Annotated in this window: 14 protein-coding genes (1 of these 14 running past the window's edge); 2 read left to right on the top strand and 12 right to left on the bottom strand. The window is 71.2% G+C overall.

Annotated features, from left to right (window positions below):
* Positions 1–2,111 carry the 5' portion of an ATP-dependent chaperone ClpB gene (gene clpB, locus ACF3NH_RS15075; RefSeq protein WP_422923860.1) on the bottom strand. 457 nt of this gene lie to the left of the window's left edge, so 2,111 of the gene's 2,568 nt are visible here — the first part of the coding sequence; it begins with the start codon at positions 2,109–2,111; its stop codon lies beyond the left edge, outside the window.
* A 140-nt stretch (positions 2,112–2,251) separates the two neighbouring features.
* Between clpB and ACF3NH_RS15070 the strand changes: the two genes are divergently transcribed.
* Positions 2,252–3,013 (top strand): MOSC domain-containing protein, encoded by a 762-nt coding sequence (locus tag ACF3NH_RS15070; protein WP_422923858.1) that lies wholly within the window; start codon positions 2,252–2,254, stop codon positions 3,011–3,013.
* Between the two features lie 61 nt (positions 3,014–3,074).
* Here ACF3NH_RS15070 and ACF3NH_RS15065 read toward each other — a convergent pair whose 3' ends face one another.
* The 8 genes from ACF3NH_RS15065 to ACF3NH_RS15030 form a co-directional block, all read right to left on the bottom strand.
* A complete protein-coding gene (locus ACF3NH_RS15065) occupies positions 3,075–3,515 on the bottom strand; it encodes a DUF4167 domain-containing protein (RefSeq protein WP_422923856.1) in 441 nt (146 codons plus the stop codon).
* Between the two features lie 224 nt (positions 3,516–3,739).
* The gene (gene prmC, locus ACF3NH_RS15060; protein ID WP_422923854.1) at positions 3,740–4,609 is read right to left on the bottom strand and encodes a peptide chain release factor N(5)-glutamine methyltransferase; all 870 of its coding nucleotides are present in this window, start codon (positions 4,607–4,609) and stop codon (positions 3,740–3,742) included.
* Positions 4,602–5,669 (bottom strand): peptide chain release factor 1, encoded by a 1,068-nt coding sequence (gene prfA / locus ACF3NH_RS15055; protein WP_198367948.1) that lies wholly within the window; start codon positions 5,667–5,669, stop codon positions 4,602–4,604. Before prfA ends, prmC begins: the two co-directional genes overlap by 8 nt.
* Entirely contained in the window at positions 5,666–6,988 is a 1,323-nt protein-coding gene (hisS, locus tag ACF3NH_RS15050; protein ID WP_422923851.1) for a histidine--tRNA ligase, read from the bottom strand. Before hisS ends, prfA begins: the two co-directional genes overlap by 4 nt.
* Positions 6,989–6,993: 5 nt before the next feature.
* Complete coding sequence (gene ispG / locus ACF3NH_RS15045) at positions 6,994–8,118, bottom strand: flavodoxin-dependent (E)-4-hydroxy-3-methylbut-2-enyl-diphosphate synthase (RefSeq protein WP_422923849.1); 1,125 nt, start codon at positions 8,116–8,118, stop codon at positions 6,994–6,996.
* A 76-nt stretch (positions 8,119–8,194) separates the two neighbouring features.
* Positions 8,195–9,196: a helix-turn-helix domain-containing protein gene (locus tag ACF3NH_RS15040; RefSeq protein ID WP_422923847.1), complete on the bottom strand. Its 1,002-nt coding sequence runs from the start codon at positions 9,194–9,196 to the stop codon at positions 8,195–8,197.
* A 167-nt stretch (positions 9,197–9,363) separates the two neighbouring features.
* Entirely contained in the window at positions 9,364–10,413 is a 1,050-nt protein-coding gene (locus ACF3NH_RS15035; protein WP_198367952.1) for an NAD(P)H-dependent flavin oxidoreductase, read from the bottom strand.
* A complete protein-coding gene (locus ACF3NH_RS15030; RefSeq protein WP_198367953.1) occupies positions 10,413–11,648 on the bottom strand; it encodes an aspartate kinase in 1,236 nt (411 codons plus the stop codon). Before ACF3NH_RS15030 ends, ACF3NH_RS15035 begins: the two co-directional genes overlap by 1 nt.
* Positions 11,649–11,799: 151 nt before the next feature.
* Between ACF3NH_RS15030 and ubiG the strand changes: the two genes are divergently transcribed.
* Complete coding sequence (ubiG, locus tag ACF3NH_RS15025) at positions 11,800–12,540, top strand: bifunctional 2-polyprenyl-6-hydroxyphenol methylase/3-demethylubiquinol 3-O-methyltransferase UbiG (RefSeq protein WP_422923844.1); 741 nt, start codon at positions 11,800–11,802, stop codon at positions 12,538–12,540.
* A gap of 16 nt (positions 12,541–12,556) precedes the next feature.
* On the opposite strand, the gene ACF3NH_RS15020 is transcribed toward ubiG, so the two are convergent.
* The 3 genes from ACF3NH_RS15020 to ACF3NH_RS15010 form a co-directional block, all read right to left on the bottom strand.
* The gene (locus ACF3NH_RS15020) at positions 12,557–13,015 is read right to left on the bottom strand and encodes a DUF1178 family protein (RefSeq protein WP_422923842.1); all 459 of its coding nucleotides are present in this window, start codon (positions 13,013–13,015) and stop codon (positions 12,557–12,559) included.
* Between the two features lie 54 nt (positions 13,016–13,069).
* Positions 13,070–13,330 (bottom strand): glutaredoxin 3, encoded by a 261-nt coding sequence (gene grxC / locus ACF3NH_RS15015; RefSeq protein WP_198367956.1) that lies wholly within the window; start codon positions 13,328–13,330, stop codon positions 13,070–13,072.
* A 74-nt stretch (positions 13,331–13,404) separates the two neighbouring features.
* Positions 13,405–14,211, bottom strand: a complete 807-nt coding sequence (locus ACF3NH_RS15010; protein ID WP_422923840.1) for a ComF family protein — start codon at positions 14,209–14,211, stop codon at positions 13,405–13,407.
* Positions 14,212–14,221: the final 10 nt, after the last annotated feature.

The following is a 14,221-nucleotide window of genomic DNA, read 5'->3' as shown; positions in this document are numbered from 1 at the left end:
GTCCGCCCCTGCCCGTCCGTCAGCCGCCCATCATCCAGCACCTGCAGCAGGACGTTGAACACGTCCTCGTGCGCCTTCTCGACCTCGTCGAAAAGGATCACCTGATAAGGCCGCCGGCGAACCGCCTCGGTGAGCGCGCCGCCCTCCTCATAGCCGACGTAGCCCGGAGGCGCGCCGATCAGGCGACTGACCGCGTGCTTCTCCATGTACTCGGACATGTCGATCCGCAGCAGCGCCTTCTCGTCGTCGAAGAGGAAGCTGGCTATGGCCTTGGTCAGCTCGGTCTTGCCGACACCGGTCGGGCCCAGGAAGAGGAAGCTGCCGATCGGCCGGTTCGGATCCTGCAGGCCGGCGCGAGCACGGCGCACCGCCTTGGAAACCGCCTCCAGGGCCTCCTCCTGCCCCACCACGCGCTGCCGGAGCGAGTCCTCCATGCGCAGCAGCTTGGCGCGCTCGCCCTCCAGCATCTTCTCGACCGGGATCCCGGTCCAGCGGCTGACCACCGCGGCGATGCCCTCCTCGGTCACCGCCTCGTTGACCAGCTTGCCGCCCTCGCCTCCGGCCTCGGCGATCTGCCGCTCCAGTCGGGGAATGACGCTGTAGGTCAGTTCGCCGGCGCGGGCATAGTCGCCCTTGCGCTGCGCCACCTCCACCTCGGTGCGGGCGCGGTCCAGCTCCTCCTTGGCCTTCTGGGCCGAGTTCAGCTTGTCCTTCTCCGCCTGCCAGGACGCCGCCATGGCATCGGACCGCTCCTCCAGATCGGAGATCTCGCGCTCCAGCTTGCCCAGGCGATCACGGCTGGCCGCGTCGTCCTCCTTCTTCAGTGCCTCGCGCTCGATCTTGAGCATCATCAGCCGCCGGTCGACCTCGTCCAGCTCCTCCGGCTTGCTGTCCACCTGCATGCGCAGGCGGGATGCCGCCTCGTCCACCAGGTCGATGGCCTTGTCGGGCAGGAAGCGGTCGGTGATGTAGCGGTTGGACAGGGTCGCCGCCGCCACCAGGGCGCTGTCGGCGATCCGCACACCGTGGTGCAGCTCGTACTTCTCCTTGATGCCGCGCAGGATGGAGATGGTGTCCTCCACCGTCGGCTCGCCGACGAAAACCGGCTGGAAGCGCCGCGCCAGGGCGGCGTCCTTCTCCACGTGCTTGCGATACTCGTCGAGCGTGGTGGCGCCGATGCAGTGCAGCTCGCCCCGGGCCAGGGCCGGCTTCAGCAGATTGGCCGCGTCCATCGCGCCATCGGCCTTGCCCGCCCCCATCAGCGTGTGCATCTCGTCGATGAAGAGGACGATCTCGCCCGCCGCGCTCTCCACCTCGGACAGCACGCCCTTCAGCCGCTCCTCGAATTCGCCGCGATACTTGGCGCCAGCCACCATGGCACCGAGGTCGAGCGCCAGGACGCGCTTGTTGCGCAGCGCCTCCGGCACGTCGCCATTGACGATGCGAAGCGCCAGGCCCTCGACGATGGCCGTCTTGCCGACACCCGGCTCACCGATCAGCACCGGATTGTTCTTGGTGCGCCGGGCCAGCACCTGGATGGCGCGGCGGATCTCCTCGTCGCGGCCGATCACCGGATCGAGCTTGCCCTCGCGCGCGGCGGCGGTCAGGTCGCGGGCATACTTCTTCAGCGCGTCGAAGCTCTGCTCTGCGCTGGCGCTATCCACCGTCCGGCCCTTGCGGATGGTGGCGATGGCGGCATCCAGCTTCTGCGCCGTGGCGCCGGCGGCGACCAGCGCCTTGCCCGACGGGCTGTTGCTGGCCGCCAGCGCGGTCAGCAGCCGGTCCTGGGCCACATAGGCGTCGCCCGCCTTTCCGGCCTGCTGCTGCGCGGCGTCGAGAACGCGGACGATATCGGGCGTGAACTGCGGCTGCCCGGCGCCCGCCCCTTCGACGCGCGGAAGCCGGTCCAGCTCCTGCTGCACCGCCGTCTGAACCGGCTTCGGATCGGCGCCGGCGGCGCGGATCAGCCCGGCCGCGGCGCCCTGCTCGTCGTCGAGCAGCGCCTTCAGCAGATGCTCAGGCGTGATGCGCTGATGGTACTCACGTATGGCGATGGTCTGTGCGGCCTGCAGAAAGCCCCGGGCGCGCTCGGTGAATTTCTCGATGTCCATAGAATCTGGTCCCTCCACATGAGGCAACCGTCGCCCGGTGTCCCGCAAGGCAACACCCGGTGCGGCATCCTGTCCGGGATGTGGTAAGGGAAGCGACGCGCCTTCAAGGGGTTGGCGCCAAAAAAGCAGGAGCTGAACCGATGCGTGTCGAGCATCTCTACCGCTATCCGGTGAAGGGTCTTTCGGCCGAGGCGCTGGAGCAGGTGGAGCTCCGGGAGGGGGAATGCATCGCCCATGACCGGCAATTCGCCCTGGTGCAGGGCGACGCGCCCTTCGACCCGGCCGCACCGCGCTTCCTGCCCAAGCAGAACTTCGCCTGCCTCATGGTCAATGCCCGCCTGGCGCTCGTCGCCTCCGCCTATGACGGGCGTAGCGGGCAGCTCTCGCTTTCCGTTCCGGGCGCGGCGCCGCTGCTGGCGGATACGCGCAGCCCCGAGGGGCGCGCCAGCATCGCCGCGCTGCTCAGCCGCTACATGGCCGATGAGGCGCGGGGCAACCCCTACTTCACGGAGGCGTCGGCGCACAACTTCACCGACCAGAAGACCAAGGGCATCTCGCTGATCAACATGGCCAGCCTGGAAGCCCTGGAGGCCGCCGTCGGGCAGAAGCTCGACCTGCTCAGGTTCCGGGCCAATCTCTATTTCACCGGCCTGCCGGCCTGGGCGGAGTTCGACTGGGTGGACCGGGAAATCCTGGTGGGCGGCGCGCGGCTGCAGGTGTTCAAGCGAACGGTGCGCTGCCCGGCCACGCAGGTGAACCTGCGGACCGGCGAACGCGACCTGGATATCCCGCGCCTGCTGCGCCAGCACTTCGGCCATGCCGATCTCGGCGTCCATGCCCGCGTGCTGGAAGGCGGGCGCGTCGCGCTGGGAGACTCCCTGGAGGCACCCCTCGACGCCTGAAGCGGCCCCCGCCGGCGAGGCCGGCGGTCACACCGCCCGGCCCCGGACGACGGGCTCCGGCCTACTGGATGGTCTCGCGCTGATCGGCGTCGCTGGCATCGGCGTCGCCTCCGAAGCCGGACTGGGAGTGGCCGTTCATCTCGCCCTCCCCCTCACCGCCTTCGCTGCCCTCGCCATTCGAAGCCCGGCGAGGCTGGCCCTGCTGGGCCGCGGCGGCCGCCTGGGCCATGGCGTTGAGAATGCGGAAATAATGCTCGGCGTGCTGGAAATAGCTCTCGGCCATGACCCGGTCACCGGAGCCGGTCGCGTCCCGGCCGAGCTGAAGGTACTTCTCAAAAAGCTGCTGCGCCGTGCCACGCAGCCGCATGTCCGGACCGCTGGAGTCGAAGACATGGTTGCGGTTCATCGGCTGATGGCTGGGCTGGCGGAACTGTCCGCCCCCGCCGCTGCCGCCGCCACCATGGCGATGGCCGCCACGGCCGCGCATGCGTTTCATATTCATCGGTGTTGCGTTCGCCGTCTCATGCTCGCGCCATGCAGCGCATCTGTCCAAAGGGACAAGCACACCGCGGGGCTTGCTGATGGTGTTGCATCGCTGCGGCGCCGGAGAAGGGCATGGCCAGTCTGCCATGCCAGATCATCCCGGCGGGTCCAGCCGGGGGACTCAACCGCCCGGGGCCGCCTCGGCACCCTAGCCGCGCACCGCAGCGCAGCCAAACGGTTTTTTCACCGTCTGGCCAGAACCAGGGCACGCTCGATGCCCGAGAGATCGGTTCTGATGTCGCGAATCGCAAGCCCCGCCCTTTCCGCCAGGGTGGAAACCGGCCTGGCCTGGCCTTGCCCCAACTCCAGCACGGCGCAGCCTTGCGGTGAGAGCAGGGCCGGCAACGCGCCGGTCAGGCTCCTGTAGGCCTCCAGCCCGTCCGCGCCGCCATCCAGCGCGCGTGGCGGCTCATGTTGGGACACCTCGGGCATCAGGGCGGCCAGCGCCCCGCTCTCGATATAGGGCGGGTTCGACAGCACCAGGTCGAACCCGCCCCTCAGCGATGCCGCCCAGTCGCCGGCCAGGAAGGCGGCGCGGTCCGCCAGCCGGTTGCGGGCGGCATTGCGGGCCGCCAGCGCCGCCGCCCCCGGCGAAAGGTCCACGCCGACGCCGAAGGCCAGGGGCCATTCGGACAGGACGGCCAGGAGCAGGCAGCCCGTCCCGGTCCCGAGGTCCAGCACGCGATGAGCGCCGGCCGGCATCGCGGCCAGGGCGGCCTCGACCACCGCCTCGGAGTCGGCGCGGGGGATCAAGGTGTCCGGAGACACCTCGAGGTCGAGGCTCCAGAAGCCCTGGTGGCCCAGGATGAAGGCCATCGGCTCGCGTGTCAGGCGCCGCCGCAGCATGGCGGCGAAGCGGCCGGCCGCCGCCGGCGGCACCGGGGCGCGGGCCATGCCGAGCAGCGCCGCCGGCTCCCGGCCCATGGCCTCGCCCAGCAGGAGGCGGGCTTCCAGCCTGGGATTCTCGATGGCGGCGGCGCGAAGATGCTGGCCGGCGCGGCAGAGGAAGGCGCCGACCGACCCCGCGGGATCGGCGCAGCCGCCGTCAGACATCCGCCGCCGCCAGCCGCGCCGCCTCGTCCTCGGCGGTCAGCGCGTCGATGATGTCATCGAACTCGCCCTGCATCACGCGGTCGATCTTGTGCAGCGTCAGCCCGATACGGTGGTCGGTGACGCGGCCCTGGGGGAAGTTGTAGGTGCGGATGCGCTCGGAGCGGTCGCCGGTGCCGACCTGGGAGCGGCGGTCGGAGGAGCGGGCGCTATCCGCCGCCGAGCGCTGTTGCTCGTAGAGCCGGGCGCGGAGCACCTTCATCGCCTTGGCGCGGTTCTTGTGCTGGCTGCGCTCCTCCTGCATCGCCACCACCGTGCCGGTCGGCAGATGGGTGATGCGGACGGCGCTGTCCGTCTTGTTCACGTGCTGCCCCCCGGCGCCAGAGGCGCGGTAGGTGTCGATGCGCAGATCGGACTCGTTGACCTGCACATCCACCTCGGCCGGCTCCGGCAGGACGGCCACGGTCACGGTCGAGGTGTGGATGCGGCCCTGCGTCTCGGTGGAGGGAACGCGCTGCACGCGGTGCACCCCGCTCTCGAACTTCAGGCGGGCGAAGACCCCCTGGCCCTCGACCTCGGCCACCGCGCCCCGGATGCCGCCCAGCTCGGACTCGTCGTATTCCAGCACGCCGAACCGCCAGCCGCGCTGGGCGGCATAGCGCTGATAGGCGGCGAAGAGCTCGGCGGCGAAGAGGCCGGCCTCATCGCCGCCCGCGGCGGGGCGGATCTCCAGGATGGCGCTGCCGGCGTCGGCGGCGTCGCGCGGCAGCAGCAGCAGGCGGATCTCCCGCTCCAGCGCCGGCACGGCGTCGCGCTGGCTGTAGAACTCGGCCTCCGCCAGCTCGCGCATCTCGGGATCGGCCAGGAGCTGCTCGGCCTCGTCCCGCGCCTGTTCGGCGGCGCGCAGCGCCCGCACCTTGGCGACCACCGGCTCCAGCTCGGAAAGCTCCCTGGCCAGGGCGCCGATCTGCGTGCCCTCCGCCGTCTCCAGCAGGGCGCGGATCTCGTCGGCCCGGTAGAGCAGGCGATCGAGCTTGCCGGCGAGCGTGCTGCCGCCGCTCATTCCTCGCCCGGCTCGTCATCCTCGGCGGCGAGTTCCAGCCCCTCCACCACCTGCTCAAGCATGGCATCGACCACGCCCGCGGCGGCGAGGGCCGAGAGCAGCCCCGCCGTGCCAACCCGCTCCTGCGACCCGTCCGCAAGGTTGCGCACCAGCACGACGCCCTCCGCCACCTCGCTCTCGCCCAGGATCACTGCCGCCTGGGAGCCGATCCTGTTGGCCCGCTCCATGCGCCGCTTGAGATTGCCCTTGTAGGCGATCTCGGCCGGGACGCCGGAGGCGCGCAGCATCTGCAGCAGCTCGATGGCCGGCGCCTCCTCCGCCTCGCTGACCGGCAGGATGGCGACGGGCCGCGTCGGCTCCGGCGATTCCGCCAGAAGCTCGGCCAGCCGCTCGACCCCCGCCGCCCAGCCGACCGAGGGCGTGGGCGGCCCGCCCATCTCGCTGACCAGCCCCTCGTAACGGCCGCCGCCCATCACGGTGCCCTGGGCGCCCAGGCGATCGGTGACGAACTCGAAGGCGGTGTGGCTGTAGTAATCCAGCCCGCGCACGATCCGAGGGTTTCGGCGGTAGGGCACGCCGAACAGGTCCAGATAGGACAGAACCTTGTCGAAGAAGGACTTCGCCTCGGGCGTCAGATGCGCATCGATGGTCGGCGCGGCCGCGACCAGCTTCTTGTCACCCTCATCCTTGCTGTCCAGGATGCGCATCGGGTTCTTCTCGAGCCGCGCCTGGCTGTCGGCGGAGAGCTGCCCGGCATAGGCCCGGAAATAGGCGACCAGGGCGGCGCGATAGGCATCGCGGCTCGGCGTGTCGCCCAGCGTGTTGATCTCCAGCACCACGCCGTCATCGATGCCCAGCTGCTGGAGCAACTGCCAGCCCATGGCGATCACCTCGGCGTCGGCCAGCGGCTCGGCGGCGCCGAGCACCTCGACGTCGATCTGGTGGAACTGCCGGAAGCGACCCTTCTGCGGCCGCTCGTAGCGGAACATCGGGCCGGTGTAGAACACCTTGCGCGGCAGGCCGCCCTGGGTCAGCCCATTGGAGACCAGCGCGCGGCAGATGCCGGCCGTGGCCTCGGGCCGCAGCGTGATGGAATCGCCGCCGCGATCCTGGAAGGTGTACATCTCCTTGCTCACCACGTCGGAGGTGTCGCCCAGGGACCGGGCGAACACCGCCGTGTCCTCGAAGATCGGCGTCGCCCATTCCTCGAAGCCGTAGAGGCCACTGACGTGGCGCGCCGTCTCGACGATGTGGTGGTGGCGGCGGAAGGTTTCGCCGATCAGGTCCCTGGTGCCGCGAACCGGCTGCATGCCGCTCAAGGTGCTTACTCCGCCGCCTGCTTGGCCAGAGCCTCCGCCGCCTGGATCTCGGCGGCCTTCCTCTCGACCAGTTCCACGATGTGGTCGACCATCCGCGCATCCTCCACGGTATGATCGGTCCGGCCGGCGCTATAGACCATATGGCGGCCGGCGCCACCGCCCGTGACGCCGAGATCGGTCATCAGCGCCTCGCCCGGCCCGTTGACGACGCAGCCGATGATGGAGAGCGTCAGGGGCGTCTCGATATGCGCCAGCCGCTCCTCCAGGGCCTCTACCGTCCGGATGACGTTGAAGCCCTGCCGCGCGCAGGACGGGCAGGAGATGATCTTCACCCCGCGATGCCGGATGCCGAGCGACTTCAGGATATCCCAGCCGACATGCACCTCCTCCTCCGGCTCGGCGGAGAGCGAGACGCGCAGCGTGTCGCCGATGCCGGCCCAGAGCAGCGAGCCCAGGCCGATCGAGGACTTCACCGTGCCGGTGCGCTTGCCGCCCGCCTCGGTGATGCCGATGTGCAGCGGGTGGTCGCAGGCCTCCGCCAGCTGCTGGTAGGCGGCGACGGCCAGGAACACGTCCGAGGCCTTCACGCTGATCTTGAACTCGTGGAAGTCCAGCTCCTGCAGGTGCGCGGCGTGCCAGAGCGCGCTTTCCACCAGCGCCTCCGGATTGGGCTCGCCATACTTCTCCAGGAGATGCTTCTCGAGGCTGCCGGCATTGACGCCGATGCGGATCGAGCAGCCGTGGTCGCGGGCGGCCTTCACGACCTCCTTCACCCGCTCCTTGCTGCCGATATTGCCCGGGTTGATGCGCAGGCAGGCGGCGCCGGCCTCGGCGGCCTCGATGGCCCGCCGGTAATGGAAGTGGATGTCGGCCACGATCGGCACGTTCACCTCGTGCGCGATCTCCTTCAACGCCGCCGTCGCCTCCTCCGTGGGGCAGGAGACGCGGACGATGTCGACTCCGGCCAGTTCGGCCCGGCGGATCTGGGCGATGGTCGCCTCGGCATCCTCGGTCGGCGTATTGGTCATGGTCTGGACGGAGAAGGGCGCATCCCCGCCCACCGGCACCTTGCCGACCCAGATCTGGCGGGACTTGCGGCGCTGGATCTGCTGATAGGGACGATAGGACATTGGCGGTCAGGCCTCCCGCTTCGGCATGCCGCCGATATGGCAGCATGCCGGCCGGTGGCCAAGCGATAACCGGAATTCAGCGGAAGGGAAGCTGCCCCGGCGGCGCCGCGCGGAGGCGCTCCGCATCCAGCGCGACATCACGCCGGACGCCGGTCAGCCCCTGGGTCGCGGCCGAGGCGACGCCGCCGACCTGGATGGCCAGCGCCTCGATGCGGCCGGTGTTGAGCAGCAGGCCGGGGGGCTCGGGCGGCACCTCGAAGGTCTCCCCCGGCTGCAGCAGGCGGCTCAGCAGGATGCGGCCCGAGCGGGGATCGCGGATCTGCACCCAGCACTCCTGCTCCGCTCTCAACACCACGGCATTGGGCGCCGGGGTGGCGTGCGTCTCGGCGCCTACGGCCGGTCCGGCGGGAGCCCCGATGGGAGTCCCGGTGGGCGCCGGCGGCGCGGGCGCGGCCGGCGGCTCAGCGGGCGGGGCGCCGGAGGGGACGGCCGGCGCGCCCTGAGGGGGCGGCGCGACCGGCGCCACGGCGAGCGGCGGCACGGAGACGGGGGGCGCGGCGGCGAGCGGCGGGGCGGAAGGCGCCGGGGCCACGCCCCCGCCGCCCGGCGGCACCTGTGGGCGAGGCAGCGGCGGCTGTCCCGCCTGCCGCGCCGTCTCCTCGAGGCGCGGCGGCAGGTCGGGGACGGCATCCACCGTCCGGAGGCCGGCGCCGTTCCATTGATACCAGGCGAAGTAGCCACCACCGGCCAGCAGCGCGCCCAGCAGGATCAGGAGGCCGGTCGGGACGCCGCGGTCCGGGACCGGCTCGGGGAAGATCAGCTCGCGACCCTGCTGCGGCGCTCCGGCCGCCTCCCGGAAGCGGCGCACCAGATCCGGCGCGTCCAGGCCCATGGCCTCGGCATAGCTGCGCACGAAGCCGGCGCCGTAGGCGGTGCCGGGCAGATCCTCGGGCCGTCCCTCCTCCAGCGCCGCCATGTAGCGCATGTTGATGCGCAGCCTCTGGGACATGTCCTCCAGGCTGAGGCCGAGCGACATCCGGGCCTCGCGCAGCGCCTGGCCAACGCGAGCCGCCTCCATGCCGGAGGCTTCCATCCGGGTCTGCCGCTTGCTGTCCTGAAGCACGGGACGAATGACCTCAGCGCTGGGCGGAAAGGCGATTCCGCATACACGCATGAGGCCATGTCTTGGCGGTGGCCGCAACCTCAAGCCATGCGGACCCGCGCCCGCGGCGGCCCCGCGGAGACTTAGTGGCCCGCGGCGCGCGCCGCCACGGCCGCTTCCGCCTGATCGAGCAGCTCGCCGATGATCTCGGCCACCGGCTGCTCCCGCGTCACCATGCCCACGCTCTGGCCGGCCATGAGGGAGCCGTTCTCGACGTCGCCGTCGATCACCGCCCGGCGCAGGGCGCCGGCCCAGAAGTGCTCGATGTCGAGCTGGGCGGCCTCCCGCGTCAGCTCTCCCCCCTTGTAGCGCCGGATCACCTCGGCCTGATGCGCCAGGAAGCGCTTGGTCCCGTCATTCTGCAGGGCGCGGACAGGAATGACCGGAAAGGCGTCGTCCAGCTGCACGGTGGGCATGGCGTCCCGCGCGGCGCCGCGCAGGAAGGCCCGCTTGAAGTTCGGATGCGCGATGCTCTCGGTGGCGCAGACGAAGCGGGTGCCGATCTGCACGCCGGCCGCGCCCATCTCCAGATAGGACAGGATGGCCTCGCCCCGGCCGATGCCGCCGGCCACGAAAACTGGCACGTCGCGGATGTGCGGCAGGATCTCCTGCGCCAGCACGGTCAGGCTGACCGGGCCGATATGCCCGCCGGCCTCGGAGCCCTCGATGACCAGGGCATCGGCGCCGGAGCGGACCAGCTTCTTCGCCAGGGCCAGGGCCGGGGCGAAGCAGATCACCTTCGCGCCGCCTTCCTTCGCGGCCTTGATGGCCGGGCCCGGGGGAATGCCGCCGGCGAAGACGACATGGCCGACCTTCGCGTCCAGGCAGACCTGCACCAGCTCCATCAGGTTCGGATGCATGGTGATCAGGTTGACGCCGAAGGGCCGGTCGGTCAGGGCCTGGGTGGCGGCGATCTCCTCGGCCAGACGCTCGGGCATCATGGCCCCGCAGGCGATGACGCCGAAGGCCCCCGCATTCGACAGGGCGGCGACCAGGTTGCGCTCGCTGACCCAGCTCATGGCGCCGCCGAGGATGGCGTGGCGCGAGCCGAGGAAGGCCGCGCCGCGCGCCATCAACGCCTCGACGGAGCCGGGCCGCACCGCGGCGGAACCGGCCTGCTCCTGGAGGGCCATCAGCCCTCGGCGTCCAGGCCGTAGGCGGTGTGCAGGGCCCGCACGGCCAGCTCGGTGTACTCGGCGCCGACCAGCACGCTGGTCTTGATCTCCGAGGTCGAGATGACCTGGATGTTGATGCCCTTCTCCGACAGCGCCTTGAACATCGTCGCCGCGACGCCGGCATGGGAGCGCATGCCGATGCCGACGATGCTGATCTTGGCGACATCCGGATCGGTCAGCATGGCCTCGAAGCCGATGGTGGCGCGCGCCTTCTCCAGCACGTCCTTGGCGCGCGGCAGATCGGTCTTGCCGACGGTGAAGGTCATGTCGGTGGTGCCGTCCGCGCCCAGGTTCTGGACGATCATGTCGACATTCACATTGGCGGCCGAGAGCGGCACGAAGACCTCGGCGGCGACGCCCGGCTTGTCCGGCACCCGGCGCAGCGTCACCTTGGCCTCGTCGCGGGAATAGGCGACACCCGTCACCAGCGGCTGTTCCACGATCTCATCCTCATCCACGACCAGAGAACCAGGGAGGGGCTCGCCCGGCTTGTCCTCGAAGGAGGACAGCACCTGCACCCGCACCCGCTGCTTCATCGCCAGCTCGACCGAGCGGGTCTGCAACACCTTGGCGCCGACCGAGGCCAGCTCCAGCATCTCCTCATAGGCCACCGCCGGCAGCTTGCGCGCGCGCGGCACGATGCGCGGGTCGGTGGTGTAGATCCCGTCGACATCGGTGTAGATGTCGCAGCGGTCGGCCTTCACCGCGGCGGCGACGGCGACGGCGGAGAGATCCGACCCGCCGCGCCCCAGCGTGGTCACGCGATTGTCCGGCCCGACGCCCTGGAAGCCGGCGACCACGGGCACCTGGCCCATCCGCATCCGCTCGATCAGGACGGCGCCCTCGATCTCCTCGACCCGCGCCTTGCCGTGCGCGGCGTCCGTGCGGATGGGGATCTGCCAGCCCTGCCAGGAGCGGGCATCGACGCCGATGGTCTGGAGCGCGATGGCCAGCAGGCCGATCGTCACCTGCTCGCCGGTGGCCACCACCGTGTCATACTCCCGCGCGTCATGCAGCGGCGAGAGCTCCTGGCACCATTTCACCAGCTGATTGGTGACGCCGGACATGGCGGACACGACGACGGCGACCTCGTTCCCGGCGTCGACCTCGCGCTTGACCCGGTTGGCGACGTTGCGGATACGGTCCAGATCGGCGACGGAGGTGCCGCCGAACTTCATCACGATACGGGCCATGCGGGTCTGAAGGATCGCTTCCGGTGGGGCTTCGGGGGCCGGCCACGGTTGCAGCCGGCGAAGGGCTGGGACAGATAACCAAGGCCGCGCCCCGCCGCAACCTGCAACCGCAGGCCGCCGCCGCGCCGGCGCCATGTCCGGAGGCCCTGCCATGCCCGCCAGCAATACCGCCAGCAATACCGCCATGGCCGGCGAGATCGCCAAGTTCGACGCCCTGGCGGCGCGCTGGTGGGACCCGGCGGGGCCGATGGCGCCGCTGCACCGGATGAATCCGCTGCGCTGCGGCTGGATCGCCCGCCGCCTGGCCGCCGCGACCGGGCGCGCCGGCGAGGATCTCTCCGGCCTGGCCATCCTGGATGTCGGCTGCGGCGCCGGGCTGGCCAGCGAGGGGCTGGCGCGGAAGGGCGCGGCGGTGACCGGCCTGGACGCCGCCGGCGAGGCGCTGGCGGCGGCCCGCGCCCATGCGGCGGCGGGCGGGCTCTCCATCGACTACCGCCAGGGCCTGCCGGAGGATCTCGCCGCCGAGGAGCGGCGTTTCGATGCCGTGGTGGCGCTGGAGGTGATCGAGCATGTGGCCGACCGCCCGGCCTTCCTGGCGGCCCTGGCGGCGGTGACCAGGCCGGGCGGCATGGTCTTCCTCTCCACCCTGAACCGCACGCCGAAAGCCTTTCTTTTCGCCAAGCTGGGGGCCGAGTACCTGCTGCGCCTGCTGCCGCGCGGCACGCATGACTGGCGGATGTTCGTGACGCCGGCCGAGGTGGGCGCCGAGGCCCGCCGGGCCGGCCTGCGGACCACCGACATCGCCGGCATGGTGCCCGGCCTTCCGCGTCAGGAATGGCGGGAGAGCCGGGACGTCTCGGTCAACTACATCGTGGCGATGCGCCGGGACTAGCGCGGCGCCGGGGGCCTCAGCCGTCCGCGCGCGGCACCCAGGGGAGCCGCGCGATCTCGATGCCCTCGTCCCGCAGGGCCTCGGCCTCGGCGTCCGAGGTCTCGCCGTAGATGCCGCGATGGTCGCTTTCGCCCCGGCGCATCCGGCGCGCCTCCTCCGCGAAATCGGCACCGACGTCCTCGCAGTGCCGCTCCACCTCGGCGCGCATCCTCTGCAGCAGGGCGAGCATCTGCGCCGGCATGGGCCCGGCCACGGCGGGCGCGCCGGCCTTGGGAGCCACGGGGGGCGGAGGCGCTGGCTCGGCCACCTGCCCCTTGCCGATGGCGGGCGCCATCAGGGCGCGCGAGACCCTGGTGCCGCCGCAGACAGGGCACTCGATCAGCCCGCCGCGGGCAAGCTTCTCGTAGGCCTGGCTGTCCTTGTACCAGCCATCGAAACCGTGGTCCTGATCGCAGCGCAGCTGATAGTGGATCATGCCTTCGCCAAGCCAATGACAGGGAGGAAGGGGCGGCTGCCGCCGGGACCGGCCTCAGCCGCCCTGCAGCATGGCATCGAGCTTGCCGGTACGGTCCAGCGCGAAAAGATCGTCGCAACCGCCAATCGCCTCGCCGTCGATGAAGATCTGCGGCACCGTGCTGCGGCCGCCGGAGCGCCGGATGGCTTCCTGCCGCTCCGCCGAGCCGTGCGGGGAATCGTATTCCCGGAAATCGACGCCCTTGCGGCCCAGCAGCAGCTTGGCGCGGGAGCAGTAGGGGCAGAAGGCGGTGGTGTAGATTTCGACCTGGGCCATGCAGCACAGATCGTCTCGCTCCAGGCGACGGTCAAGGGCGTTTCACACCCGTGGCCACACTGGAGCACGGGCTGTCACTGCCCCGCCGCGCGGGACGCCGCGGTGCGCGACGCCGCCAGCACATCCACCGAGGCGGCGCCGGCGGCCAGCAGCAGCCGCGTGCAGCCCCCCACCGTCGCGCCGGAGGTCAGCACGTCATCCACCAGCAGCAGTCGGCGGCCCTCGATCCGCCGTGCCGCCCCGGCCGAGAGGGTAAAGGCCCCTTCCAGCACCAGGGCGCGCTGCGCCGCGCCGAAATCGGCCAGCGGCGGCGTGCGCCGGGCGCGGAGCAGCAGATCCGGCGCCCAGGGCCGGCCGGAGAGGCGCGACAGGCGGCGCGCCAGCAGCGCCGCCTGGTTGTAGCGTCGCGTCAGCAGGCGGCTGCGGTGCAGCGGCACCGGGAGGATCAGCTCCGCCTCCGCCAGCAGTTCCCGCCCGGCCCGGACCATCTGCCGCGCCAGCAGGCCGGCCAGTTCGGTGCGGTCGCCATATTTCAGGGGCAGGATGAGCCGCCGGGAGCCCTCGTCATAAAGAAGAGCCGCACGGGCACGGCCGTAATCCGGTGGCCGCACCAGGCACTGCGCGCAGGCGAGCCCCTCCCCTTCCGCCGCTGGCAGGCCCTGGCCGTCATGCTGGAAGGGCAGACCGCAACGGTCGCAACAGGGCGAGTTGATCAGCGTCGTGGCGCGGAAGCAGGCGGTGCAGAGCGTGTCGTGGTCGAGCACCGGCTCGGCGCAGGCCATGCAGCGGGGCGGGAGCAGCAGGTCGATCGCGGCGGCGCCCAGGCGGCGCAGACCGGTGGAACAGGCGGGCGCGACCCAGCGGCGAAGCGTATTCACCATTTTGTGAGAT

Source organism: Pseudoroseomonas sp. WGS1072, assembly GCF_049340465.1.
Classification (GTDB): domain Bacteria; phylum Pseudomonadota; class Alphaproteobacteria; order Acetobacterales; family Acetobacteraceae; genus Pseudoroseomonas.
Note: the sequence above shows the minus strand (reverse complement) of the source record. Positions and strands in the feature narration are given on the sequence as shown.